The following is a 25,574-nucleotide window of genomic DNA, read 5'->3' as shown; positions in this document are numbered from 1 at the left end:
CTTTCCTTTGCTTAGCTTAGTATTTCACCAATTCTATCAATTATACAAAGGATGGCAAAAATTTTATTTTTCTTCAGGCATTTTCCAGGCATGATGATCAGTATGGAGCAGATGGTGGGCTTTTTCTGAAAGCGGAGCGCCCAGATAATCCTCGTAGCATTTTATCACGGATGGATTCTCATGGGAGAACCTCAGATTATTGACGCGGTCCAGCCCATAGAGGATATCTACCCGCTCCTCCGCCATCTCATAACCATCGTGGATCGGCTGTCCGCCGCCTCCCGCACAGCCGCCGGGACAGGCCATGACTTCAACAAAATCATAGGAAACCTTGCCCTGCCTGAGGGATTTCAGCAGTCTTCCGGCATTGCCGAGGCCGCTGACGACAGCAACCTTAATCGTGCTTCCCGCCAGGTCAAATTCCGCTTCCTTCCAGCCCTCCATACCGCGCACGCTCCTGAAGGCATCCGGGTCCGGATTCTGCCCGGTTACCAGATAATAGGCGCTTCGGAGCGCCGCCTCCATGACACCGCCTGTCGCACCGAAGATGACTCCAGCTCCGCTTCCCACGCCCAAAGGCATGTCCAGCTCTTCTTCCTTCAGGCTCATCGGTACGATTGTTGAAGAGCGTATCATACGGACTACTTCACGGGTCGTAAGAGCCACATCTACATCCTGTCCTCCTCCCGCGTCGTTCATCACGGGAATCGCACATTCATGCTTTTTCGCGATACAGGGCATGATGGATACAGAAAAGATCTTCGAAGGATCAACTCCCAGAATCTTCGCGTAATAGGATTTCGCGACCGCCCCGAACATCTGCTGCGGAGATTTCGCCGTAGACAACTGATCCGTAAACTCCGGATAGTGCCCCTTGACATAGCGCACCCAGCCGGGACAGCAGGATGTGAACATCGGGAATTTTTCTGTGTCCTTATGCTTCAGCCGCTCCAGGAATTCGCTTCCCTCTTCCATGATCGTGAGATCTGCTGAAAAATTTGTGTCAAAAATATAGTCAAAGCCCAGCCGCCTCAGAGCCGCTGCCAGACGCTTCACTGTGGCAAATTCCGGTTTCAGCCCCAGCTCCTCGCCCCAGGCAGTCCGTACAGCCGGAGCGATCTGGACAACCACGATCTTCTCCGGATCTTCCAACGCTTCAAAGACCTTCTCCGTATCGTCCCTCTCACGGAGAGCTCCTACCGGGCAGTGTGTGATACACTGGCCACAGAGTGCGCATTCGGAATCCTCCAGGCGCAGGACCTTCGCCACATCCACCGTGGTCCTGGAACCGGTATTCACCACGTCCCAGATGCCGCAGCCCTGGATCTTGTCGCACACCTGAATACAGCGCATGCATTTAATACATTTTGAATAGCTCCTGATCAGCGGGAAATCCTTGCTCCCCTTCGGAAATGGAATCTGCTTCATCATCGGCACATCATAGATGTTCAGATCCCCCGCGATCTGCTGCAGCGAACAATTGCCGCTGCGGACGCAGGTAGCGCAGCTGACATTGTGCTGTGACAGGATCAGCTCCACATTCGTTTTCCTGACATTCCTGACTTTCCTGCTGTTCGTATGTATGACCATACCTTCTTTTACTACATTATTACAGGCCGTAAATAATTTATCATAGCCTTCTATCTCCACCACGCACACGCGGCAGGCGCCGATTTCATTCAGATCCTTCAAAAAACAGAGCGTAGGTATCCGTATGCCGGTTCGGGCGGCCGCTTCTAAAATGGTGGTGTTTTCGGGCACTTCTATCTGGTTCCCATCAATCATCAATTTTACCATTTCTCAACTCTGCCTCCTCTAAATACTCCGAATCCGAAATGATCGCAACGCAGACAACGGCCCGCTTCCTGGCAGGCCTCTTCTTCCGTCATTCCGCACTCCATCAGTTCAAAGTCCCTGGCTCTCTCCTCGGCCGGGCGTTCCTTCATATTAATCCTGCCGATGGTATTAAAATCATCCAGGCGTACAGGAGGTATATCCACATCATTTTTCATCCTGTGATGGAAGCCCAGATATTCGTCGATATTTGCCGCAGCTACCTTGCCTGCTGCAATGGCGCGGATAACGGTTGCGGGTCCTGTCACGCAGTCTCCTCCGGCGAACACCCCTTCCGTATCTTTCACACCACTCCAGTCAAAGGCCTCAATCGCCCCTCGTTTGATAGGAATTCCGTATTCTCCGAACCTCAGGGAATCTATCCCCTGTCCAATGGCCACCAGCACACGGTCGCATTCCATGCGCACCTCTGGCAAGCTGGAATCCACCGGCGCCGGACGTCCGCCCCTGATCTCTCCCACCATCTGAGGCTTCACCCAAAGCGCGGCCACTTTGCCGTTCTCATCCTTCTCAATCCTCAACGGGGCATGCAGATCAACAACTTCGCAGCCCTCTGCTATCGCGCCCTCGACCTCTTCCGGCAGAGCGGTCATATCAACCTTTCTCCTCCGGTAAGCAATCCGGACAGACTTCGCTCCCAGCCGCACCGCAGAGCGGGCCACGTCCATAGCCACATTGCCTCCCCCGACTACCACAACGTCCATGCCGGTGAAATCAGGCATTTCATCGTCGCCGATGTGGCGGAGCATCTCTACCGCCGAGAGCACGCCGTCCGCGTCCTCTCCTTCTATCCCTATCTTCTTGTCCACATGCGCCCCTATGGCCACATACATGGCGTCACAGGCTTCACGGATATCGGCAATTGAGATGTCGTCTCCTACTCTCACATCCGTATGTACCTCTATTCCGGCGTCGAGAAGCCCCTGGATCTCCCGGTCCAGTATCTTCCTGGGCAGACGGTAGTTGGGAATACCATAACGTAACATTCCGCCAAGCTGCTTTCGCTGTTCATAAATAGTCACCTCATGGCCGGCCAGCGCCAGATAATAGGCTGCGCTCAAGCCCCCGGGGCCTCCGCCGATGACAGTAACCTTCTTGCCCGTAGGCCGCATCTTCTTCGGAGGCAGGATCTCGTCTGAATGCTCCACCGCAAAACGCTTCAATCCCCTGATGTTAATAGGGTCGTCCACCATGGTACGGCGGCAGCGCACCTCACAGGGATGCTCGCAGATCAGGCCGCAGGTCGCCGGCAGCGGGTTGTCCTTTCTGATCAGCCGCACCGCGTCTGTATACCTGCCCGCCCGGATCAGCGCAATATATCCGGGAATATCCACTCCTGCCGGACACTGCGCCACACAGGGCACCGGCTGTTCCTGGGAACCGGAGCATCTGCCGTTCTGAATATGCTCGATAAAATCCCCTCTGAATCCTCTGATTCCCTTCAGAACCATCCTCGCAGCCTCTATGCCAATGGCACAGTCAGCCGAATAAAATATGCTTTCTGCCGTCTTCTCAATAACGTCAATGGTCTTCAGCTCCGCCTTCCCATCAAGTACAGATTCCATCAGCTCTTCCAGCTGTCCCAGACCAATACGGCATGGCACGCATTTACCACAGGACTGCGCGTGGCACATTCGTAAAAAAGAAGTTGCAAGATCGACCGGACATAGTCCGGGCGGGCTTGCAACTACTCTGCGCTCTAAGTCCTTGTACAACCCTTCTACTGTGGTCTGTGCCTCGTTTTGTGTAACAATACTCAATCTGCTCATGTTACTCCTCCGCTCTACAGTTACTTAAGATATGCACGAACCCGCTCATATACTCTTTACAATTATAATGTAACACGAGGCATTATAGTACGTCAATGGTTAAAATCTCACGGGGGATTTCCCTGTATTTTGTGAATTATTTCCAATTGATAGTGTATTATTTCAAATAATTCCTTTTAATCTAAATATTCAAAATACATACCGTATTTTCTCAATCCAACCGTATTTCAATCAGATCCGCATCCGGCACTTTCCTGCTGGATGCAGCTTTATATTTTTTTAACACCATCTGCGCTTCCTTTATGGGAGCGTTTGTCCCAGCTCCACCAATACAGCCTCCCGGACAGCCCATGCCCTCTATCAGACAGCCTTTGATTTTACCGGCCTTTGCCAGCGTGAGAATTTTCTTGCAGTCCGCCAGCCCTTCAGCGTGCTCGATATGCACCTCCACCTCCGGATAATACTCCTTCAGGCAGGCGCCGATCGCATCCGCAACACCTCCTGCCGCCGCATAACCTCTCCCGGCCGCCGTAGCGTCGTGAAAGGAAGAATCCTCTTCCAGCCCGGACGGACAGATATCCCTGGCGTCGAACATCCCCAGAAGCTCTTCAAAGGTAATCACAAAATCCACATCACTGCGGACGCTGGTCCGGGATGCCTCCAGCTTCTTCGCCGCGCAGGGACCTATAAACACCACCTGAGCGTCCGGATGCTCCTTTTTAATGCTTCGGGCCGTGGCGACCATGGGCGTCAGCTCCTGTGACACACTTTCGATGAGATCCGGAAAATATTTTTTAGCCAGCATAGACCAGGACGGGCAGCAGGACGTCAGAAGAAACGGAAGCTCTCCGGTAACTACCTTTTCCGCATAATGGTGCGCCTCCGCCACTGCCCCGATATCTGCTCCCAGGGCAACCTCGTAGACCTCTGCAAATCCCAGTTTGAGCAGCGCTGCTTTCAATTTCCCCGGTGATACCTCCGGCCCGAACTGTCCGATGAAAGCAGGCGCCACTTCAGCAATGATGGTTTTTCCCTCACGGAAAGCCTTCGACAGCTGAAAAATCTGAGATTTGTCAGAAATCGCCCCAAAGGGGCAGTTCACCATGCACATACCGCAGGAAACACATTTCTGAGGGTCAATCGCCGCCCGGCCCTGGTTGTCGCTTCCAATCGCATTCACCCCGCAGGCTCTGGAACAGGGGCGCTCCATTTTCGAAATGGCATCATAGGGGCACACAGCCTTACATTTACCGCAGCGGATACACTTTTCCTGATCGATGACGGACTTGCCCTTCTGTATCCTGATGGCGCCCTTCGGACACACCTGCTTGCAGGGATGGGCCACACAGCCGCGGCACATATTGCTGACCATGTATTTATTTGGCTCGCAGGCGTCACAGGCAGAAGGGATCACCTGCATCAGCGGCGGCTCATAATACTTCTCATCAATGTTGCTGTCTTCCATTCCCGCTGTGATATGGACCGCCCTGTTCTCTGGCCGCAGAGACATTCCCATCGCCAGGCGCACACGTTCGCTGGCCACGGCCCGCTCCCGGTAAATACTTTCCCGGTAAGTAGCCCTCTCCTGGACAATGTGATAGGGAATGGCTTCAATCTCGTCCTGGAAATTTTCAGGAGTGGATGTAAAGGCCACTTTTGAAATTTCTTTAAAAACCTCCCGCCGTATCTTTTTTAAAGGAGTATCCAGATTTCTCATCGCTGCATCCTCTCTTTCATGATAAAATTGTGTAAAAAAGCAGAGGGCACCTGTCCTCCGCTTTTTTCATGTAATTATTTCCTCTTACCGAGCTTCGACATGATCCAAACGCTGACCATGACAATCAGGATCGTGACAAAGATACCACCCATCCCCTTGCCCATAATCTCAAATGCTATCGCCACATTATTCATAGCCTGTCCCTCCTTACAAGAACTGGGTGACCAGATTAATTACCATTCCGCCTGCGATCACCGACGCGATCTGTCCTGATACATTCGCACCTGCAGCATGCATCAGAATGATATTCGTGGGGTCTTCCTCCATTGCCATTTTCTGAATGACGCGGGATGACATGGGGAACGCAGAAATACCCGCTCCTCCCACCATCGGATTGATTTTCTTCTTCCTGAACAGATTCAGGAATTTAGCAAGCAGTACGCCTCCGATAGTATCCATCACGAAGGCAAACAGGCCGATTGCCATAATCATCAGTGTATCCACCCTTACAAACTGATCTGCTTTCATGCTGAAGGATATGGTGATCCCCAGAAGCAGCGTGATCAGGTTCGCCAGGTTGTTCTGCGCCGTATCTGACAGAGTCTGAAGCACTCCGCATTCCCGTATCAGATTTCCGAACATCAGGAACCCGACCAGAGCCACCGACTGGGGAGCTACAAATCCGACGATGATTGTAACCACGATCGGAAATGCGATCCGCATCGGCTTGCTCACGGAACCAGGATTATACTCCATATGGATTCTCCGCTCCTTCTTGGTGGTGACCAGCCGGATGGCAAATGGCTGCACGATGGGCACCAGTGCCATATAGGAATAGGCTGCCACCGCTATCGCCCCCACATACCGGGATTGCAGCATCTGCGATACCAGAATCGAGGTGGGGCCGTCTGCCGCACCGATGATACCGATGGACGCCGCGTCCTTCAGGTCAAATCCAAAGACGCATGCCAGCGCAATCGCGGCAAATATACCGAACTGTGCGCCCGCACCAAACAGGAACATGATGGGATTGGACAGCAGGGGGCCGAAATCGATCATCGCGCCGATCCCGATAAACAACAGGATGGGAAAAACTTCTGACGCTTCTATTCCCACATGAAACAGCCATTGAATGATGCCAGGGGTATTCCCTACGCCCTCCAGGACCTGGTCAATCACACCTGACAGCGGCAGATTCACAAGAATCGCGCCAAATCCCATGGGCAGCAGAAGCGCCGGCTCATACTCCTTCTTGATCGCCAGCCAGATCAGCAGAATCCCGATCCCGTACATGACAACCTGCTGCCACGTGACGTTTTGAAATCCTTCAATTAGAAACTCCATACACTCTTTCCTCCAGATTTATTCTCTTTAGTCCAGGATAATTAATGCCATAAAAATCAGGTTGGATACCCCGGTATTCACCAGGGCGTGGCCGCTGCCACTGGGGGTAAAGGTCACGTCTCCCGGCTTCACCTGACGCACTGTCCCGTTATCGTCAAAATCTCCAAATCCCTGAAGGATATAGAAGGTTTCGCTTTCCCCATGATGTTCATGATAGCCCAGGGAACAGCCCGGCTCCACTGTAACCTCCGCATACATACGGCACTTACCATTCAATTCCTTCTCTCCCAGCAGGTCCTTGATGATCACATGGCCCTTTCCTCCGGCCATGTTCTCCACGCGTCTGATCTCCATCTTACTTCCTCCTTATTATAGTCTATATTTTAATTTTCATTCTCTGACTGCAGCATTCTGACCGCTTCTACCATTTCCCGGTAGTCTCGTTCCACCTGCTCCAACATGCCGGCCCCGTAATGGCCCTCCCCGTCCCGGAGGGCTTCTGTCAGCACGCTGCTGGATTCATACAGCCTGGTAAAACCCAGATTCTGGCAAACACCTTTCAGCGTATGAGCCGCGCGGAACGCATCTTCATAATTCTCTGACTTCAGGGCTTCACACAATTTCTCATAGCTGGGATCAGACAGAAATTTGACAGCGAACTTTCTGAGCCGCTCTTCACTGCGCAGCCTGCCCAGTACCCCCTCATAATCGCCGCCGACTGCGGCGTAGAATTCTTCAACCGTCATACGCTCTCTCCTTTCCCCGCACCGTCTATGGATGAGATAACAGAAAACATTTCTTTCATGGAATCATCGTAAAAATAATACCGCCCCCTGCCGTCCCGCTTACCCGCGTACAGAGCCTGATCTGCCCTCTGGAACAGCATCTCATAGGTTCTTCCCACGGTCTCTGTGCTGGCTATCCCCATGCTGACAGAAATCGGGAATTCCTTATACGCCCCTCCCAGGGACCGGAAAATCCTTTCCGCCGTAGCCTCAAGCCCCGTCTGATATTCCAGAAAGATCAGGAATTCATCTCCGCCGACTCTCGCCGCCAGATCTCCGCTTCTGATGCTCTGTCTCAGTTTGTCGGCCATATATTTCAGAACATGATCCCCAAACACATGTCCGAATCGGTCATTCGCATCTTTGAAAAAATCCAGGTCCAGAATCATCACCGCATACTGAGTGTCTGGATTTTTCCTGAGACTCTCACTGATGAGGGCTTTTGCATGGGTGTGGTTCAGAAGTCCCGTCAGCGCATCATGCGCAGCCATATGCTTCAGATCAATAAGCTGCGTGTGTTCCTCATGGATATCCACGACTTTGCCGATAACTCCCATATACTGAGGTGGCTCTTCTGCCGAATACATGACACGGCAGATAATCCGGTTCCAGCGTTTTTCCCCTCCGATGATCATCTCACAGTCAAACTGCACCACGGGTTCCTCCGGAGTGGCCTTGTGAATTACGCGGATATACTCTTCCATCTTCTCACGGTCCATGCTGACAAAAACCTTGCTGTCATTCAGCGGGTCCATGATGATTTCATTGAGTCCCAGCCGCCGGGCTCCCCAGCCGGATATGGTAACCATAGAAGGCACCGCCGAATACTCAAACTGTATTTCCTGTGACATAGAAGCAAAGAACTGGTATTTGGTCCGCTCATGCTCCAGCAGGCGCAGCGTCCTTTCAGAAACTGCCAGCTCTTCATGCTGCAGCATCTCCTCCGCCACTTTTCGCATCTCTCTCTGATTATTCCGGTCCAGGGAGCTTACCTGAAGCTCTATCTGTATGTTATCGGCAATATCTGTCATGCATTCCAACAGCAGCGGGCTGAAAGCCCCGCATTCCCCGTTCAGAATCATCTGGACCGCTTTTTCATGAGTATAAGCTTTTTTGTAAACCCTGTCGCTGGTCAGCGCATCATACACATCCGCCAGAGAGACCACCTGTGCTGAAATAGGGATCTCTTCCCCCTTCAGGCCATCCGGATATCCCCTGCCGTCATACCGTTCATGATGCCAGCGGCATATTTCATAGGCAACTCTGATCAGAGGCTCGTCCTGATAGACGGACAGCTTCTCCAGCATGGAAGCTCCGATCAGGGAATGCCGTTTCATGATCTCAAATTCTTCTGCAGTCAGCTTGCCCGGTTTGTTCAGTATCTTTTCAGGTATATCGATTTTTCCGATATCATGAAGGGAAGAGGCCGTACTGATCAGATAGACATCTGAACGGTTCAGGTGATAGGGATTTCCTTTTTGGATTAAACGGTTCAAGAGCAGTTCCGTCATCGTGTTGATGTGAAGCACATGCAGGCCGCTTTCTTCATTCCGGAATTCTACGATATGGCTCAGAATATTGATCATCAGGCTGCTGCTCTTCTGCCTCTCATAGATCTGATCCGTAACCAGATCTATGAGCTTCTTCTGCTTCGCATACAGCATGATCGTATTGACCACCCGGCGCCGCACCACCAGTGAATCAAAAGGCCGGCTGATATAATCTGTCACTCCCAGTTCATAAGCCCGTTCCACATAAGAAGAGGCATTCTCGGCAGAGATCATGATCACCGGAACTTCTTCAATCCAGTGATATTTGTTCATCATTGCCAAGACGTCAAACCCGTCCATTTTAGGCATTACGATATCCAATAGAACCAGGTCTATGTCTGTTCCGTAATTTCTCAGTTCGGCTACTGCTTCTGCGCCGTCTTCCGCTTCCAGGATCTCAAATTCGTCCCCCAGCATATCCGCCAGAATAGACCGGTTGATTTCAGAATCGTCGACAACCAGGATTTTCTGCCTGTTCTCTGTTCTTTTCACCATATATTACCGCTTTCTATAATATCACTGTAAAATTGGCAGTAACGCTATTATTATAAGTAATAAAGCCATAAAATGCAATATAAATAATCACCGGCCTGATGCAGGCAAGTCTGATCCTGCGATTTCTTTAATAATTTCTCCGGCGATTATCAGTCCGGCCACTGATGGGACAAAAGCCGTACTGCCCGGCACCGCTTTTGTCACGCCTGGGAGTCCGGTTCCCTCTGCAACAGATTTAACTGGCTCTTCTTGTGAATATACCACCTTCACATTTCGGATATTTCTTTTTTTCAGTTCCCTGCGCATCACTTTTGCCAGCGGGCAGACAGACGTCTCACTGATGTCTGCCACCCGGAATCTCGTCGGGTCCAGCTTATTTCCCGCCCCCATGGAACTGATGACCGGCACGCCCTCCTTTTTCGCTTTTTCGATGATCGCCAGCTTGGCGGTGACTGTATCCACAGCGTCAACCACATAGGTATACTCAGAGAAATCAAAAGAATCCTGATTCTCCGGCAGGAAAAAACAGCGTCTGGCCTCAATCTCAGCCTGGGGGTTGATGTCCAGGGCCCTCTCTTTCATCACATCCACTTTATATTTTCCCAGCGTGCTGTGGGTGGCTATGATCTGACGGTTCAGATTTGTCAGGCTGACCGTGTCATGGTCTACCAGCACCAGGCCGCCGACGCCGCTGCGGACCAACGCTTCCGCCACATGGCCGCCGACGCCGCCGACGCCGAATAGGATCACTCTTGCCCGCGAGAGTCTTTCCATGGCTTCCCTGCCCAATAAGATTTCTGTCCTTGTAAATGGACACTCCATGTATTTATTCTTCCTCCTGTGTTCACTTAAGTTCCTGGTACAGCTCTCTGACGGCCGGATAGATCTTCACGAACTTTTCATACCGCTCATCGTATTTACGCACAAGCCCGGCGTCAGGCTCTATCGTATCCACCACTTTAATCAGCTTTTCTGCCGCCTCTTCTACAGATCCGTATTCCCCGCAGGCGACTGCCGCCAGAATCGCGCCGCCGTAGGACGGGCCCTCTTCGGTCTCAATCACATCTACCTTCAGCCCCAACACATTGGCGATGATCTTCTTCCACAGCGGGCTCTTTGCGCCGCCGCCGCAGATCTTCGTCCGTTCAATCCGAATGCCCAGTGATTTGGCAATCTCAAAGGAATCCCGGATGGCAAAGGCAACTCCCTCCAGCACCGCCTGGGTCATATCTGCCCTCGTCGTATCCATGCTCATTCCGATAAACAAGCCTCTCGCATCCGGATTGTTATGAGGCGAACGCTCCCCCATCAGATACGGAAGGAAGAACACATGGTTTTCTCCCAGCTCTCTGATTTCCTTCTGCTCTTCCTGGTATTGATCTGTTCCAATGATCTCATCCATCCACCATTTATTACACGAGGCGGCTGATAGCATACAGCCCATCAGATGGTAATGCCCGTCCGCATGGTCAAAGGAGTGCAGGCCATTGTGCTCGTCCACCCCGAATTTTTTGCTGGATATAAAAATCGTGCCGCTGGTTCCCAGCGAAATATTGCATTTTCCGTCTCCAACAGTTCCTGTGCCCACCGCCGCGGCAGCGTTGTCCCCCGCGCCGGCCACGATCTTGACCTGTCCGGAAAACCCCAGCTGTTCCGCTACCTCCGGCAGGATTGCCCCTACAGCCTCATAGCTTTCATAAAGATCAGGCAGCATCTCTCTTCTGATCCCGCAGATCTGAATCATCTCATCCGACCATTTACGGTTCTTCACATCCAGAAGCAGCATTCCGGACGCATCTGAATAATCCGTACAGTGAACGCCTGAGAGCCTGTAGGCTATGTAATCCTTGGGCAGCATGATCTTCGCGATTTTTGAGAAATTCTCCGGCTCCTCTTCCTTCATCCAGAGCAGCTTCGGAGCCGTAAAGCCTGCAAATGCGATATTCGCGGTATATTCTGAAAGCTTTTCCTTCCCGATCACCTGATTCAGATAGTCGGTCTGTTTCGCTGTCCTTCCGTCATTCCACAGGATCGCCGGCCGTATGACCTGATCCTCCCCGTCCAGCACCACCAGTCCGTGCATCTGTCCGCCGAAGCTGATCCCTGCCACCTTATCTGCCGGAAAACCCTCCGTCAGCTCCTTCAGGCCGGCCAGCACCGCTGTCCACCAGTCCTCCGGATTCTGTTCCGACCAGCCGGGATGGGGAAAATACAGCGGATAGTCCTTAGAAACAATGTTCTCTATGTGTCCGTTTCCGCTCATGAGAAGCAGTTTTACAGCAGAAGTCCCTAAATCGATACCAATATAATACATATATTTCTCCTTTCAGAAAACACACTTCGTTTTTTATCCATACATATCATAGCATAATGTATCTGCAGTTTGCAAATACTTAAATACAGAACTCATTTTTTGTAAAACAACAAAGATATTGAAGAGGTTGTGTGCAATTATAGCCTTTTAAACGGTTTAATTTTCGACAAAATTATTATATCATTAAGTAAATGTAAAAAAGGAGGCAATCATGGACGAAAAGCGTTTTAATACTCTCCGGCTGCTGGGAATCACTATCTCTTACTACCGCAAAGCTCGTGGCTATACTCAGGCGCAGCTGGCTGAAGAAGTTAACATCAGCCGTACGCACATGAGTAATATAGAAGCACCGAATGCAAAGACCTCTGTCTCACTGAATCTTCTGATGGATATCGCAGATGCATTGGATATCCCGGTAAAATGCCTGTTTGATTTTGAGAGCAAAGAATTTTAACCGTTCTTTGCGTAACTTTTAACAATTTCAATCAGGAGTTTTACCGTAAGTTCCATTCCCTCCACCGTCACATGTTCGTAGGGACCATGGAAAGCAAGCCCACCCGTTCCGAGATTCGGACACGGTAATCCCATATAACTTAAACGTGCACCGTCTGTTCCGCCGCGTATCGGCTGAATCCTGGGAACAATACCGGCTGTTTCCGCTGCTGATACTGCTGTGTCTATCAGATGGAGGCATTTTTTTATCTTTTCTGCCATATTGCGGTATTGTTCCTGCCACTCCATCGTGACTGTGCCGGGTCCGTATTTCCTGTTCAGACTCCGCAGAATTCTTTCGAGGTTTTCCTTCTTCTCAACGAAATTATTCCAATCATGATCTCTGATGATGTATTCCAACTCTGCCTCAGCAACATCCCCGGTAAATTTCACCAGATGATAAAAGCCTTCGTATCCTTCTGTATTTCTGGGGGATTCCCGTTCCGGAAGCATAGCCTGAAATTCACAGCCCACAGCGGCTGCATTCACCATCGTATCCTTGGCCGAACCCGGATGCACATTGACGCCCTTAATATGCAGCTTCACGTCTGCCGCATTAAAATTCTCATATTCTATCTCACCCTCACGGCCGCCGTCAACCGTATATGCAAAATCAGCGCCAAACCGCTGGACATCAAAATGGTCAGTCCCTCTTCCCACCTCTTCATCCGGCGTAAAGCCGATGCAGATTCTTCCGTGGGGGATATTTTCCCTGACCAGCTTTTCCGCCATACACATAATTTCCGCGATACCCGCTTTGTCGTCCGCTCCCAGAATCGTCGACCCGTCGCTGGTAATCAGTGTCCTGCCCGCCATCTCTGTCAGATGCGGAAACATAGATGGAGACAGCACTCTTCCGCTCTCTCCCAAAACCAGATCTTTTCCGTCATATTTTTTGTGAATCTGGGGCTCCACTTCCAGCTCTGCAAAATCTGATACTGTATCCATATGGGCGATAAACCCGATGCCCGGCCTGTCCTCACAACCAGGCGACGGAGGTATCATTGCGTATACATAGCACTTTGCATCCACCTCTGTACGAATCCCCAGTTCCCTCAACTCTTCACCCAGCAGCTCCGCCAAACGGAACTGGCCGCCAGACGTGGGGACATTCCTGCTTTCCTCCCTGCTGGATGTATTAATTCTCACATATTTTAACAATCTCTCCCAGACTTTCAATCACTGTACCTCCATTCGTTCCAAAGTTTTCCATATTAACCATCATATCGTATTTCTATTTTTCCTGCAAGACGGGCATTCTATTTGCCAAAGCCAGATAAGGAAGTATTTATGTAGGGGATACTGTGCAGTCTCGATGAAGGGGCTGCGCCGTATCTTTCGTTACGCCACGAATTTGAAGTCCTGCGGATTGTTCCGTATTTCCTCCATCATGGCACGGATTTCCTTCTCGGTGGAGATGTTTATCATGCCCACCGCAGTGAAATAGATGTCAACTTTCACATGGCAACGTCCGCCATCTCCCGCAGGGTACGGAGGATCAGCCTTAAATCCACCGCCTGCTGAATCCGTCTGTATTCCTTCTGCCGCATGGCGCTGTTTTTCTTTGCCAGCATATAGAGGAATACCGGCTCATAGCAGCGGACAAAATCCGCAAGGTCGCTGATGGCTTCCAGTACAATCCTTTCCAGCACTACATCACGGATATAGTGGACGGTGCAGTTTCCCCGTCCCGATTTGTAATTGGCACAGCGGAAATGCTCCTAATTTCGCGTCATGCTTTTAGCGGCTGAGAAATGCAGCTTTGCACCGCAGTCGGGACAGTATACCAGCCCCGAAAACAGGCTCGTCCTTCCGGTCTTGGTCGGCCTGCGGCGGTGTGCGTTGCAGCATAAGTGCAGGGGCGATATGATGGGGATATAAGTCAAAGCACACAAAAAGCGAGCTGTAACTCACTTGCATAAGTACAGCCCGCCGCCTGTGTTGCTATATACCTTTTTGTCTTTTGAAAACCTCCGGAAGCATTTTTAATACCCTTTTCATTTTGATCTCCGTACCATAATTGCGTTCATTTTTAATTCTTTCTCCTTCTCAATATGATTAGTAGCTCAGCCGTCTTTTTCTAACAATATTCAATGATGTAGAATCTTTGCTGATTTCCCTATCGAAATCAGTCGGAACGGCTTACTTAGAATACTTTTTCTTCTTGGAATACGCACTTGTTCCGATCAGCATTCCACCAGATATGAACAGCACTGCAAACCACAGCCACAGATTACTGTTATCGTCTGTCTGAGGACTGTTGGTATTTTCATTCCCATCTCCGTTAGGATTGGTCGGCTCTGTAGGCTTTGTCGTTCCTGTAGCCGGGATTTCCTCTCCCTTTACCTCATAACTGCAAACCTTGCACGTCTTATCGCCCGTATATCCTGACTCAGTGGCTGTGGTATCCTTTGCATTTTCCACCTTCCAGTCATGTTCAGCTCTATCGCTGACAGCCCCACAACTACATTCGTGCCAGTGTCCATTTTCGTCTGACTTCCACTTGCTGTTATAATCGTGCTGGTGCGTATCGTCTACCGTCACCGTGATATTCAGCCGTTCGCTGTAATCCATACCGTCCTTATATGCAGCAATACGGAATTTTGCATTTTCCGTAATGGTTATCGGATCGGTATAGATTTTCCGGCTTGCACTGTTCTGACAAGGACAGGAATCATCCACCGTGTAATAAATGGTCACGTCCTCCTCAGCCGAAATTACAAGCTGTTCTCCGCTTTTTACCGTAATATAGTTTTCCTTCGGAGAATTTTCGTCAAATTGTATTTCTCCAATTACCGCTGTAGGACGCTTCGGGCGGCTTTCCTCTAACGCCACACGAAGTGTAAGCGTCTTTTCAAGGCTTGTACGCGCTACCCGTAGCGTAATATCTGTATATCCCGGCAGCAAAGCGTTTGCCGTAAAAACAACTTTTCCATCCGCATCCGTGACTTCTGAACCGGAAATCAGCGTAGCAGTCAATGTATTTCCAAGCTCAGCCTCCACAGTAACACCTTCCATGTAGTTTCCTTCCGAATCCTTTACCCGTACTGAAATTCCCTTCTCCGTACCGGCTTTCGCCAAAATAATGCTTTCATAATCCAAAACAATTTCTGCTGGACGGGCCGAAACAGTCAGTTCCCCGCTATTATAAGAAGCAAGCGCTTTTCCGGTATAATTCTGTGCGCCGTCAAGGGTAAAGGAAACCTTACTGCCTTTTTGGAAGCCGCCCGCCTTTGTAATGTGCAATACCTTTGAATATCCACTGTCAACGGACTGCCACATACCGGTCATGCCTGCTGGAAGTATGATTTCTTTTTCAGTATCCATATACTGGCTAAAGATTACTTCTATATAATCCGGATACGCTCCTACCGACGAAACCACTGGATTTTCCGTTGATTTCATGGGAACTTTCAATCCCATCCTCGGCGGCGGAACCTGCATCCATTCGGTCTGCGCTGCCTCATACCCATCCTTTTCAAAGCGAACCTGCCACCAGCCGTTCGGCACATCCCATGCAAATACTCCGCTGTTGTCCGTAATCTGCGGATTTATCTGCTCATAATTCTCCGCATCCCAGACAACTGCATTGGTTCCATCAGAGTTGTCCGCATAGTAAACGGTTGCCGTCACACCAGAAAGAGTATTGGATTCCACTGCCTCGTAAACAATACCGGACGGATCCATGACCGGCTGAATCTTTTGGGTCTTCTTCATAATGCGTTCCATATCCGTATCGTCACACTTCTGCTTCCGTTCCCTCGTCAGCCTGTCCAGTTCAGCGGAAAGCCTTGTAATCTCCGCAGCGCGGCGGACACCCGTAGCGTTGGAGCATCCGTCCCACATGGCGCTCAACCCGGTAGTTATCGGCGTTTTATCGGCTGCGCCGACAACTGTAAAGATTGAACCTACCCAGGAATTGGCATAGTAGCGATCCTTTTCCAGACCCATGTACAGTCTAAGATCCATTGCCACAAAGCGTTCTCTCATAATCGCATTGGAGCAAAGCGGTTTATCCTTGTAGCGTTCCTCAAACATCTTCAGTTCGTCAATGTATCCCTGCATATCCGCCTCGCGTACTGTATAGTCCACATAGGCTTCCGTATCCTGCATTGCGCCTTCGATACCTGTTGCTGCCCCAACAAGTCCTACGGTTGTAGACATTCCCTCTGTCAGATTCAGTGCCAGCTGACTGTCCGTCACGCCCGGCAGATGCATTACCTGATTCAGCGCCTCCGTCGCATTTCCAAAACAACCGATAAATGCATTACGGACTCCCTGATCAAAATTACCGGCAGCTTCTCCGTTATAATCAATTTCGTTTCCGTCGGCGTCAATAAAGGCGAATCCTCCGGTAATGCCGCTTACGCCGCCTTCCCGAGCCAGAGAAGTGTTCGTTGTTTTCATAAGCGCATTTGCCACCGCCCGAAGCGCCACAGGCTTGAATTCCTCCTGCACTTCTGCCGATTCTTCCGCATAATCCTTAAATGCGATAAATGTCCCGTCTGCGTTTTCGCACACCTCAAAACCATCCGCCCGGAGTTCCTCTGCTGTGCGTGTATTCTCCTTCATCGTAATGCCCATATCCGCATAGACTTCCTCCCATGAGCTGTATTCCGTGATGTTCTTTTTCAATCCCATCATCTCGGAGAAACTTTCCATCGCTTCATCAATTGCTTTCTCCGCATTGTAGAACGCCGCCTGAACCTCCGGCGTTTGTTTTGCGAACCACTCCGGCATGGTTTCCGACGCACGGTACTTTGCACCAAAAATATATTCGGACACATCGAAATTCGGGTCCTCCGTATAGGTAAGATTGTTCGTTTTCGCATATTCTTCCATATACCGATTCTTTGTTTCCGCAATAGTCTCTGCTAATTTCTCACTCTTTTTATTTCTCTCATTCGTAATCTCCGCCGCCTTTTTCTGGCTCTTTTCGGCTGTTTCTGCGTCATAAGTGAATGCCTCTCCCTGATCTACCCAGTCGATGGAAAACTCTTCCGGGAGCTGCGCCTCTGTAACAACTCCGCTTTCGTCAGATGGAAGCATAATCTCTCCCGCAAAGTTAAACCGATAGCCTGCGCCTTCTGTCAGTTCTTCTGTTTTGAAGAGCTGCATTGATATCGTATGTACCGTTCCGTCCAGCGTCTTCATATAAGTGATTACATTCTCCGGCGCTGATCCGCCTACAAATGCAGCGCATACGGTCCATGCATTGTCTGCTTCCTCATTAAATAAATACCAATAAAATGTCGGAGGATAAAAGGACTGTGACGCTGAATACAGGTATTCTCCATTATAAGGGCTACCCAGACGGTTTGTCTGATAAAAATTCCATGATTCTAACACCGCAACTGTTTTGGCATAGGTAACATTTGCAGAAACCCGTTCGTTACCGATGATTGCCGTCAGTTCAAATGTCTGTGCCGGAAGAGCATCGTCCGGAAGATTATAGGTAAATGTCACATTTCCAAGACCATTGGTTTTTCCTTTTCCCACCGGTTCCCCGTCCAGCAGTAGCGTGACATCACTGTTTGGCGCTGCACAGACAGTCACTTTATTCCCCGTCAGACTGTTCAAGTCTCCCGCCGCCGGGCGAATCTCATAATCATAGACAGTAAACGAGGTGCTTCCGATTGGTGCCGTCGTCTTTCCCACCGTTGCACCTGCAGAAAGACTGTATGTCCCTGCCTTGCTGCAGGAAAACCCCAAATAGAACACGCCCGTCTGCTTTGTTTTATTTATCGTAACCGTATTGTCAGAAGCCGTATAATCATCTTTTCCCAACTGTTCTGTCTCTGAACAGACATATTTCAGCGTCATATTCTCAGGAAGCAGAATCGATACCGTTCCCTTCTTACCCTCTGCAAAACCATAATAAACTCTTACCGCAAAAGTCTGTCCTCTAATCACATAACTCGTCTCGGAAACAACCGAGCATTTCTCTTTATTTAGGATACCGGACACGTCTGTTTTCAGCAGGGGAACCGTAATTTCCACCGGATTCGTCTCTCCATCGGAAACCTCCGCAGTTACCTTCGCATAATCGATTCCTTCTGTCAGCCCCATACTCTCCAGAACATCCAAGGATGCTACCACCGAGAAGTTATCGTTGGCGTTATATGCGACCACGGTATAAGTTCCGGCCTTCAGTCCGTTTGTCAGATAAAAGCCATCCTTTGCGATTTTGCTCTTGCCGACCAGCTTCCCTGCCTTATCAAACACAAGAATGTGATTGTCTCCGGCGAATTTACCGCTTGCGGTAAGTTCCAGTTTACCCCATGCGGTCAGCGGAAGTTCAAACACTCCTGTTTCGCGGTCTGCGGTTACGCTTCCGCCTGTAAATCCAAGGGCGTCTGCATCTACGGTCAATGTCAGATTTTCTTCGATAACAGTATCCTCCAGCACCACACTTGGATATTGCAGGATATAATCCGTTCCTTCTTTCAGTTCCCGTTCTCCTGCCTTCAGGCTGATTTCCAGATTACGGAAACTATTTACCGCCGCCTCGCCAAAGTCCACCCCCATCACACGATTCATCGGTAATTTGTCTCCGTCTGAAAATGCAATTTCTCCCAAATCCCAGTCTCCGTCAAGCGACGCCCGGATAAAATGCTTGCTGTAATATCCGTCTTTAGAAACTTCCGCCGTCACTTTTGATCCGGCATCTGCTTTTACAGAAAACTGATTATCCGTAAGCGTCACTGTCTTTTCTTGATTATCCTGATACAGTACTATCTTCGCGCCGGAAGGAATCGTTCCGGACACGGTAAATGTCTGTTCCGTCCCGTCCAGAGCTACGAAGGTATATCTTTTCTGGGCTCCATCCATGACGTCCTTCTGCGTCTCGTAAAACTGTTTCAGCATGGACGGATTCCCTTCTGAATCCGTCTCATATGCCCGGATTGTCGCTATACCGGCAAAGGGGTCTTCATAATCCACATCTCCGATAGTTACCCTGTCATAACTCGTCATTTCCGAATCATATGGCGTTAGTTTAAAATCCTGATTCGCAAACTCTACAATAATTCCTGTGTAGGTAAAGTCTTCCTCGCCTTCCGCCGGGTCATACTGCTTCGTACAGTCTGCAAAAGCGCCGCCGTAAATTTTCGTTACCGTGGCAGGCACGACTACCTTCTGCTCTGCCAGTCCGCAGCATCCCTTGAACGCATGCGGACCAATCGTTTCCACACCCGGCAGAATGGTAAGTGACGCCATATATATACATCCGTAAAAGGCACTGTCTCCTATAGTTTTAATATTCGATGGAATCGTCACATTCTGGAAAAAACACCCGTCAAACGCATAATATCCTAATTCCGTAACGCTATCTACCGACAATGCCTTTTCCAGTTCCGCGTCAGAAAGCGCCTGACAATTATCAAACCCTGTCAGAATCGTAAAATTTTCATTTTGCGGCCAGTCGATACTGGTCAGAGATTTACAGAAGGAAAACGCACCCATCCCGATCTCTGAAAGCGTATCCGGCAGGTTCAGCGATGTAATCCCCGTATATTCAAATGCTTGTACTCCGATACTCTCCACACTGCCCAGATTCAGAGACGTCAGATCTTCACAACTCCCAAATGCACCGTTTTCAATGCTCTTCACGCAGTCGGGAATGGTCAGTTCGGTAATTCCCGTGCCCGCAAATGCGCTAAGTCCTCCGATGGAAGTTAGTTCCGTACAGTTAGAAAAATCCACGGACGTAAGGAACTCATCCTGAAAAAACGCATATGACTCTATCGAAGCCAGCTTCTCCGGGAATGTAACTGACTGAACTGACGTCCCAGCAAACGCCCACTCTCCAATCGTAAGAGACTGCGTACACTTAGAAAAATCTATGTTCGTTAATCCGGGAACATCATGAAAAGCATACCCGCCAATACTGGTAAGGTTCGCTGGAAATATCACAGACGTTAGCGTCTCATTGTGTCCTCCCGAATTTCCAAATGCGCTTACTTCAATTCTTGTAACCGGCTTTCCGTCAATTTCATCTGGAAAAACGATTTCCGATACGGTATCATCACCTCCGGTAATCACAATCTCCTCGCCGTCTATCCGGTAATTCACATTTCCGCCGGTAGCAGCAAAAGTACCTTCTTCTATTGCCTTACCCGCAAGGTCAGTTCCCGCCGCCAGCGCACTTATCGGCAACAGACTAAGCGTCATGCACAAAGCTAAAACCAAAGCCGTAATTCTATACTTTTCCCTCGTAAGCCTTTTTAACCTTTTCACAGTGAGTCCTCTCCTTCCGCTGTCATCGCTTATTCAGCTTTCTGCGCCTGCTGTAAACGGTAACGCCTATCACACCGCCACAGGAAATGAACAATACGGCAAACCAAAGGGCAAGATTGCTGTTGTCGCCTGTCTTAGGACTGGTGACATCTGTATTTCCATCCGGTTTTGTCGGATTGGTCGGTTTTGTTGTTCCCGAAACCGGAATCTCTTTGCCCTTTACAGTATAACCGCATACTTTGCACACTTTGTCGCCGGTGTAGCCTTTTTCCGTTGCAGTTGCGTCCTTAGCGTTCTTTGTTTCCATATCGTGAGCTGCTTTGTCTGCGATGCTGCCGCAGGAGCATTCGTGCCAATGGTTGTCTGAGTCTGATTTCCAATCTGCTCCATAGCTGTGCGTGTGAGAAGAATCAAATGGCGTCATGGTCAAATCAGTTTCAAGCCACATGGTTTGCATATTGTCGTCATCGCCTACCCGCTTATAATTCACATATTGACCGTTGATTTTCAGCCTGGCATCGGGTGAGAAATTGCCGTAATATGCAGTCACATACACCCCGTAATGATAGGTCTTTCCAGCTTCAAAAGTAGTAATTTTGTTTTTATAAATTTCGCTTCCCCACTCCGGCTCAGTAGAAACCAGACCGGTATCGCTGTCCAGGCTCCACCACTCACACCGAAATGCGTAGTCTTTATTATCGGGTACATTGCCAGTAAATACAGGCTTATCACCATCTTTAAAAGTTATGGTTGCATTATTGATTTCTATAACTTCAATTTCCTTTGGCTCAACCGGCTTGGTCGGTGTAATTGTTGCAATACCAGTAACATGCACAGATTGTCCGTCCGGATTCACACTAATATTTTGCTGCTCAACCGTCCAACCATTTACAGTTACTGTCAGTCCCGAATCTGTTGCTGCGAAAGTCCGTCCGTTTTTCACTTTCAGCAGAATTGAATAGCGATAGGATTTCCCTTCCTCAAACGAAGTAAACCTGCCCCCGAAGTGTTCAGGATAATAGTCTTCATTCGAGTACCAAAAAGCATACTGCTCGGTTTCTGCCCAACTTTCATAAGCAATCTCATAGTTTGCACCGATATCTTTAGTCATAGCAGTAGCCTTTGGTGTATCTCCCTCATTATAAGAAAGCGTAGCGCCAATCACTTCAACATCTTTTATTACGGTATCGTCTGCCCCGTCGCTTACTATGACAGGCAGCAAAAATTCCCACGCAGTAAAGGTTTTCCCATTATCAGACACGCTTGTATTTGCCGTTTGTGCGGTATATGTTATTCCCTCACAAATAAAAGTCACATTATCAGAAAATACATATCCCTCTTTCGCCTTTAACGCAATGCTATACCAGTATTCTCCACCGGCAATCGGGTTACGGGAAGTATCTGTGCTTTTAATAACGTCTGTTATCGGGGTACTTTCACCATAAGTGGACTTCTCCCACGCTTCTTCCACGATTTCCACTTTTCCGCTGCAAGCAGAATTGTTGGGATTTACTTCCGCTGTAAACGCAACGGGCTGTGAAGAATCAAGTTTTTTCCAAACATTACCGATGTCAACTGTGGTAATAACCTCGTCGGTGCTGGCGGCAGGAAGATCGATTGAGTAAGGACTGTAAATACGCAGTTCCGTACTCATCTCTTTTATTTCAAGATTCGTGTCGGAACCCGCCTTACCCCACTCATAATCGCCTACGGAAACAATTGTATCGTCGCTGATAAAGTAGCCGCTATTTGTTTTAAGTACAATATTATAGGAATAATGGTGTCCTGCTTCAAACTGTGTAATCTGCTTGTCTGCTGCAAGAGACGCCATTTTACTCGAATCAGAATACCAATACCGTCCTGTACCTGTCCAGACACTGCCTTCTGTTTTTTGTTCTATTTCCCTCCAATACTCATAGGCAACAGAACATTCTCCCTCTGTCACCGACGCTGCCGCCTGCGGTGCATCGCCAGCTTTATAGTCCGGTGCGGTGTAGGTGACACTAATTTTGTCAATGTAATTGACTCCTGCCGCAAACGCAGTTATCGGCACAATGGTCAGCGCCATGCAGAGTACGAGCAGGATACTCAGCAGCTTCCTGCTGTGTCTTTTTTGATTCTTCATAATGATTTCTCCATTTTCTAAGCCTTGCAAACAGACTCATGTAATTTTGATCTTCTCAGCAAAGCATTCGCCAGCACTGTCTCATTTTCCAGATATTGTGATATCCGGTCGGCAACAGCAGTAACGGCTCGCTGTATTCCATCTGCGGACAAGTATTTGTGTGGACGCACCATTGAGACAAGCAACTGTGTTCCATTTGCCTGTTCGCTTACAGAAATAGAAAAGATGCTTTTGTTTCCATATACCGGTATCTCGGAAACGATTGTTGACGAATCTGTTTTCTCATATCGGACTCTGTCCTGTTCCAGTACCTCGTATATGGAAACGATGACATACTGCCGGACATATGGAAGTATCCTTTGCGTAGTATTCACGATTTAGCCTCCTTCCCCGGTACGCTTCACTTGTTTCGCATAAATACCGACTCTATTATGGGCAAAAGAGGAAGAAAAGTATATAAGGGAACTCCGCCAATCTGTCAACATGGGGTGGCGGAGTTCCGCCATTCTTCAAAATCAAGGCAAAAAGGTGATTTTTATCAAAAAAGGCATAAAAAATCCGCCCTCTGTTTCCAGAAGGCGGCTCGATGAATGCCGACGTCAAAAGATCATTTGTTGTAAAGGTTGAGCAATCCCACACGGGATTTTACGCCGGTCTTTTCGTAAATGGCGGAAATATGGCGTTCCAAAGTCCGTCTGGAAACATACAATTTTTCCGCAATCATCTGAATGCTATCCTCCGTATTGACCAGACAGTTAAACACTTCGCTCTCTCTTTCCGTGAACGAAAACACTTCCGAGAATTTCCGCAGCCTTTCTTTCTCATCAACCACATCGGCGGCATTTGTAATGAGCTGCTCCATAAAAGTTTTCTTTTGAAAGGTGTATATGACCGCCACGACGCTGACTGTCACAAACAAAATCAGCACAAGAATAATAACTGCAAGATTACTGTCAGAAGATAAAAGGGTTAAAACAAAGTTAGCGATCACAGCGGCAGCGATATTATTTACCGCCCGTCCCATACCTGCCCAAAGTTCCGGGATTCTCATATGGCGGGATATTTCCATAAAACCGGAAGTAAAGAACACGGCAAAAAATCCCGCTGACAGATAGAATACAATCAGCCCCGCCATAAATGGTCCGGCAAATTTCAGTATAGCGATGCAGATGGTGGACAGCACCATTATGCAGTACATCACTATCCCCATATATTTTCGGTTTTTTATATCAAAGATAAAGCCTGCCGCCAGACCGCTTAAAGCAAGCGGGATTCTCGGCCATTGCCCGATGTCCGTTGCTCCGCCGGCGTGGACAAGCGTTACCGCATTGTCAAGGGTACTGAACATACAAGTCATAAGCGCCACAAGCAGGATCATAAGAATACCAACGATATCGCCTTTTTTTATTTTCCCTGTATCTTCTTTGACTTTTTCTTCTGTCGAACCTTGTGTATTCTGTTCGTCCTGTCGGCAGTAAGCCGAATCATTTTTCATCAGCAGCCAGATAAGCAGCAGCGAAAACACGGATAAAATGACCGTTTCTGCAATTTCTGACCGAACAAGATTATTGTTTACAAATTGGAGCAGGATTCCCAGCGCATACGAAATACCCACAGTCCTCGCCAAATATCTGTCCGTTTTCATCATACGCATGGAAACATAAAACACGCCGCTGCCGAGTAAGCCGAGAAGCAGGAATAATACAAGTCCGGTTGTGAAAATCGCAGTATAAGCCGTACCCACCCCAATAAAAGCTATGCCCAAGACAGATAGCAAACCGATAAAAAGAAAACATATCGTTTTCAAACGTTCCTTGCAAAAGCGGTTAAACAACGGATACAAAAGAAACCCCGCCGCACTTACGCCCAACGCATAATTCTGCGCCAGCACAGTCTTATCTTCTGATACGATACGGGAAAGCACATCCACATATAAATACTCCGCACCTAAAAACAGAAAGGTAAACAGCCCCATAAGGACAACAGCATTTATGTAAGGAATTTTATCCTTCGTTTTGAAATTCACGCCTTGCGTAATTTTTGTTAAAATCGTGTCCACTTCAAAAATCTCCTTTACTTGCTGTCATCATTGAACTCCATGATGTCGTTGGGAGTACAGTCCAATGCACTGCAGATTCTGCCCACAATATCCACGGTTATATTTTCTCCCTTGTTCATCTTAGAGACAACATAGTTACTGATCCCTGCCGCTTTTTCAAGGTCTTTTTTCTTCATATCCTTATCAATGAGCAGCTTCCATAACTTTTTATAACTTACGCTCATATCGCTTTCCCTCCTTTCTGAAATCATTCATGTAATTGCAGCGGCAACTGGCAGAAGAAAACAGCCACTGCATTTGAATCTGGTATAGTGTACTATATTTTTTCGAGAAATACAAGAGTTTATAAAGCGATAGCTTTATTTTTCAAGAAATTTTTGTTGACTCTGCTTTGAATATTCTCTCTTTTCTGCTGTAATCACTTTTCAAGTGGGAAGTTCACTGCACCCGGCATGATGAAAGGTACCACCTGTCACCAAAAGACCGCAGTTGCCCCTTGGTGTAGGTGGCATTTTTAACCCCTTATTTTCCCTGAAGCATATAAAGCAGGCTGGTCTTGCGGCAGTTCCGCGCCATCGGCGGTCGTCGGCTTCTCACCGCACTTTCGGCTTATTGTCATCGGCGTCTATTTCACACTCGATACGCAGCGTATCCGCAAAGGGATTATATTTGCCGTACATATTGATCCAAGAGCCGTCATCACCATTCGTGTGCGTTCCGAATTTTTTGTCCACATCAAACCATGTTTCGATATATATAGTGATTTCCTGCCCAATGTCGCAGTCCACCTCCATCTCACGGTCGATGGCAAGGTCGGATTGTTCCAATTCAT

General features: G+C 48.8%; 18 protein-coding genes. 1 reads left to right on the top strand and 17 read right to left on the bottom strand.

Annotated features, from left to right (window positions below):
- Window positions 1-63: 63 nt before the first annotated feature.
- The 9 genes from H9Q79_RS03680 to xylB form a co-directional block, all read right to left on the bottom strand.
- A complete protein-coding gene (locus tag H9Q79_RS03680; protein ID WP_118642563.1) occupies window positions 64-1,797 on the bottom strand; it encodes an NADH-dependent [FeFe] hydrogenase, group A6 in 1,734 nt (577 codons plus the stop codon).
- Window positions 1,791-3,623 carry an NAD(P)-binding protein gene (locus H9Q79_RS03675; protein WP_118642561.1) on the bottom strand — a complete coding sequence of 611 codons (1,833 nt, stop codon included), beginning with the start codon at window positions 3,621-3,623 and terminating at the stop codon, window positions 1,791-1,793. The genes H9Q79_RS03680 and H9Q79_RS03675 overlap by 7 nt, the downstream gene beginning before the upstream one ends.
- 211 nt (window positions 3,624-3,834) lie before the next feature.
- Entirely contained in the window at window positions 3,835-5,340 is a 1,506-nt protein-coding gene (locus H9Q79_RS03670) for a 4Fe-4S dicluster domain-containing protein (RefSeq protein WP_118642559.1), read from the bottom strand.
- Window positions 5,341-5,547: 207 nt separating this feature from the next.
- On the bottom strand, window positions 5,548-6,684 hold the full coding sequence (locus H9Q79_RS03665) for a sodium ion-translocating decarboxylase subunit beta (protein ID WP_118642557.1): 1,137 nt from the start codon (window positions 6,682-6,684) through the stop codon (window positions 5,548-5,550).
- 27 nt (window positions 6,685-6,711) lie between these two features.
- Window positions 6,712-7,038, bottom strand: coding sequence for a cupin domain-containing protein (locus H9Q79_RS03660; protein WP_118642555.1), 327 nt, complete (start codon window positions 7,036-7,038; stop codon window positions 6,712-6,714).
- 29 nt (window positions 7,039-7,067) lie between these two features.
- A complete protein-coding gene (locus tag H9Q79_RS03655) occupies window positions 7,068-7,430 on the bottom strand; it encodes an Hpt domain-containing protein (RefSeq protein WP_118642553.1) in 363 nt (120 codons plus the stop codon).
- Window positions 7,427-9,514 (bottom strand): GGDEF/HDGYP domain-containing response regulator, encoded by a 2,088-nt coding sequence (locus tag H9Q79_RS03650; RefSeq protein ID WP_118642551.1) that lies wholly within the window; start codon window positions 9,512-9,514, stop codon window positions 7,427-7,429. The genes H9Q79_RS03655 and H9Q79_RS03650 overlap by 4 nt, the downstream gene beginning before the upstream one ends.
- A gap of 87 nt (window positions 9,515-9,601) precedes the next feature.
- Window positions 9,602-10,336: a tRNA threonylcarbamoyladenosine dehydratase gene (locus H9Q79_RS03645; RefSeq protein ID WP_118642549.1), complete on the bottom strand. Its 735-nt coding sequence runs from the start codon at window positions 10,334-10,336 to the stop codon at window positions 9,602-9,604.
- A 22-nt stretch (window positions 10,337-10,358) separates the two neighbouring features.
- Window positions 10,359-11,828, bottom strand: coding sequence for a xylulokinase (xylB, locus tag H9Q79_RS03640; RefSeq protein WP_118642547.1), 1,470 nt, complete (start codon window positions 11,826-11,828; stop codon window positions 10,359-10,361).
- A gap of 211 nt (window positions 11,829-12,039) precedes the next feature.
- On the opposite strand from xylB, the gene H9Q79_RS03635 reads away from it, so the two are divergent.
- Window positions 12,040-12,282: a helix-turn-helix domain-containing protein gene (locus H9Q79_RS03635; RefSeq protein ID WP_118642545.1), complete on the top strand. Its 243-nt coding sequence runs from the start codon at window positions 12,040-12,042 to the stop codon at window positions 12,280-12,282.
- Here H9Q79_RS03635 and pepT read toward each other — a convergent pair.
- The 8 genes from pepT to H9Q79_RS03595 form a co-directional block, all read right to left on the bottom strand.
- The gene (pepT, locus tag H9Q79_RS03630) at window positions 12,279-13,499 is read right to left on the bottom strand and encodes a peptidase T (RefSeq protein WP_118642543.1); all 1,221 of its coding nucleotides are present in this window, start codon (window positions 13,497-13,499) and stop codon (window positions 12,279-12,281) included. The genes H9Q79_RS03635 and pepT overlap by 4 nt on opposite strands.
- A 278-nt stretch (window positions 13,500-13,777) precedes the next feature.
- Window positions 13,778-13,972 carry a hypothetical protein gene (locus tag H9Q79_RS03625; protein WP_118642541.1) on the bottom strand — a complete coding sequence of 65 codons (195 nt, stop codon included), beginning with the start codon at window positions 13,970-13,972 and terminating at the stop codon, window positions 13,778-13,780.
- A 490-nt stretch (window positions 13,973-14,462) separates the two neighbouring features.
- Window positions 14,463-20,558, bottom strand: coding sequence for a leucine-rich repeat protein (locus tag H9Q79_RS03620; protein ID WP_118642539.1), 6,096 nt, complete (start codon window positions 20,556-20,558; stop codon window positions 14,463-14,465).
- A gap of 22 nt (window positions 20,559-20,580) precedes the next feature.
- On the bottom strand, window positions 20,581-22,683 hold the full coding sequence (locus H9Q79_RS03615; protein ID WP_249329211.1) for a hypothetical protein: 2,103 nt from the start codon (window positions 22,681-22,683) through the stop codon (window positions 20,581-20,583).
- Between the two features lie 17 nt (window positions 22,684-22,700).
- On the bottom strand, window positions 22,701-23,057 hold the full coding sequence (locus tag H9Q79_RS03610; protein ID WP_249329210.1) for a hypothetical protein: 357 nt from the start codon (window positions 23,055-23,057) through the stop codon (window positions 22,701-22,703).
- Window positions 23,058-23,290: 233 nt separating this feature from the next.
- Entirely contained in the window at window positions 23,291-24,742 is a 1,452-nt protein-coding gene (locus H9Q79_RS03605; protein WP_118645863.1) for a LuxR family transcriptional regulator, read from the bottom strand.
- A 14-nt stretch (window positions 24,743-24,756) separates the two neighbouring features.
- Window positions 24,757-24,966: a helix-turn-helix domain-containing protein gene (locus H9Q79_RS03600; protein WP_118645865.1), complete on the bottom strand. Its 210-nt coding sequence runs from the start codon at window positions 24,964-24,966 to the stop codon at window positions 24,757-24,759.
- 369 nt (window positions 24,967-25,335) lie between these two features.
- Complete coding sequence (locus H9Q79_RS03595; RefSeq protein ID WP_118645867.1) at window positions 25,336-25,569, bottom strand: hypothetical protein; 234 nt, start codon at window positions 25,567-25,569, stop codon at window positions 25,336-25,338.
- Between the last annotated feature and the right edge of the window lie 5 nt (window positions 25,570-25,574).

Origin of the sequence: Wansuia hejianensis (assembly GCF_014337215.1) — a bacterium.
Lineage (GTDB): Bacteria > Bacillota > Clostridia > Lachnospirales > Lachnospiraceae > Scatomonas > Scatomonas hejianensis.
Note: the sequence above shows the minus strand (reverse complement) of the source record. Positions and strands in the feature narration are given on the sequence as shown.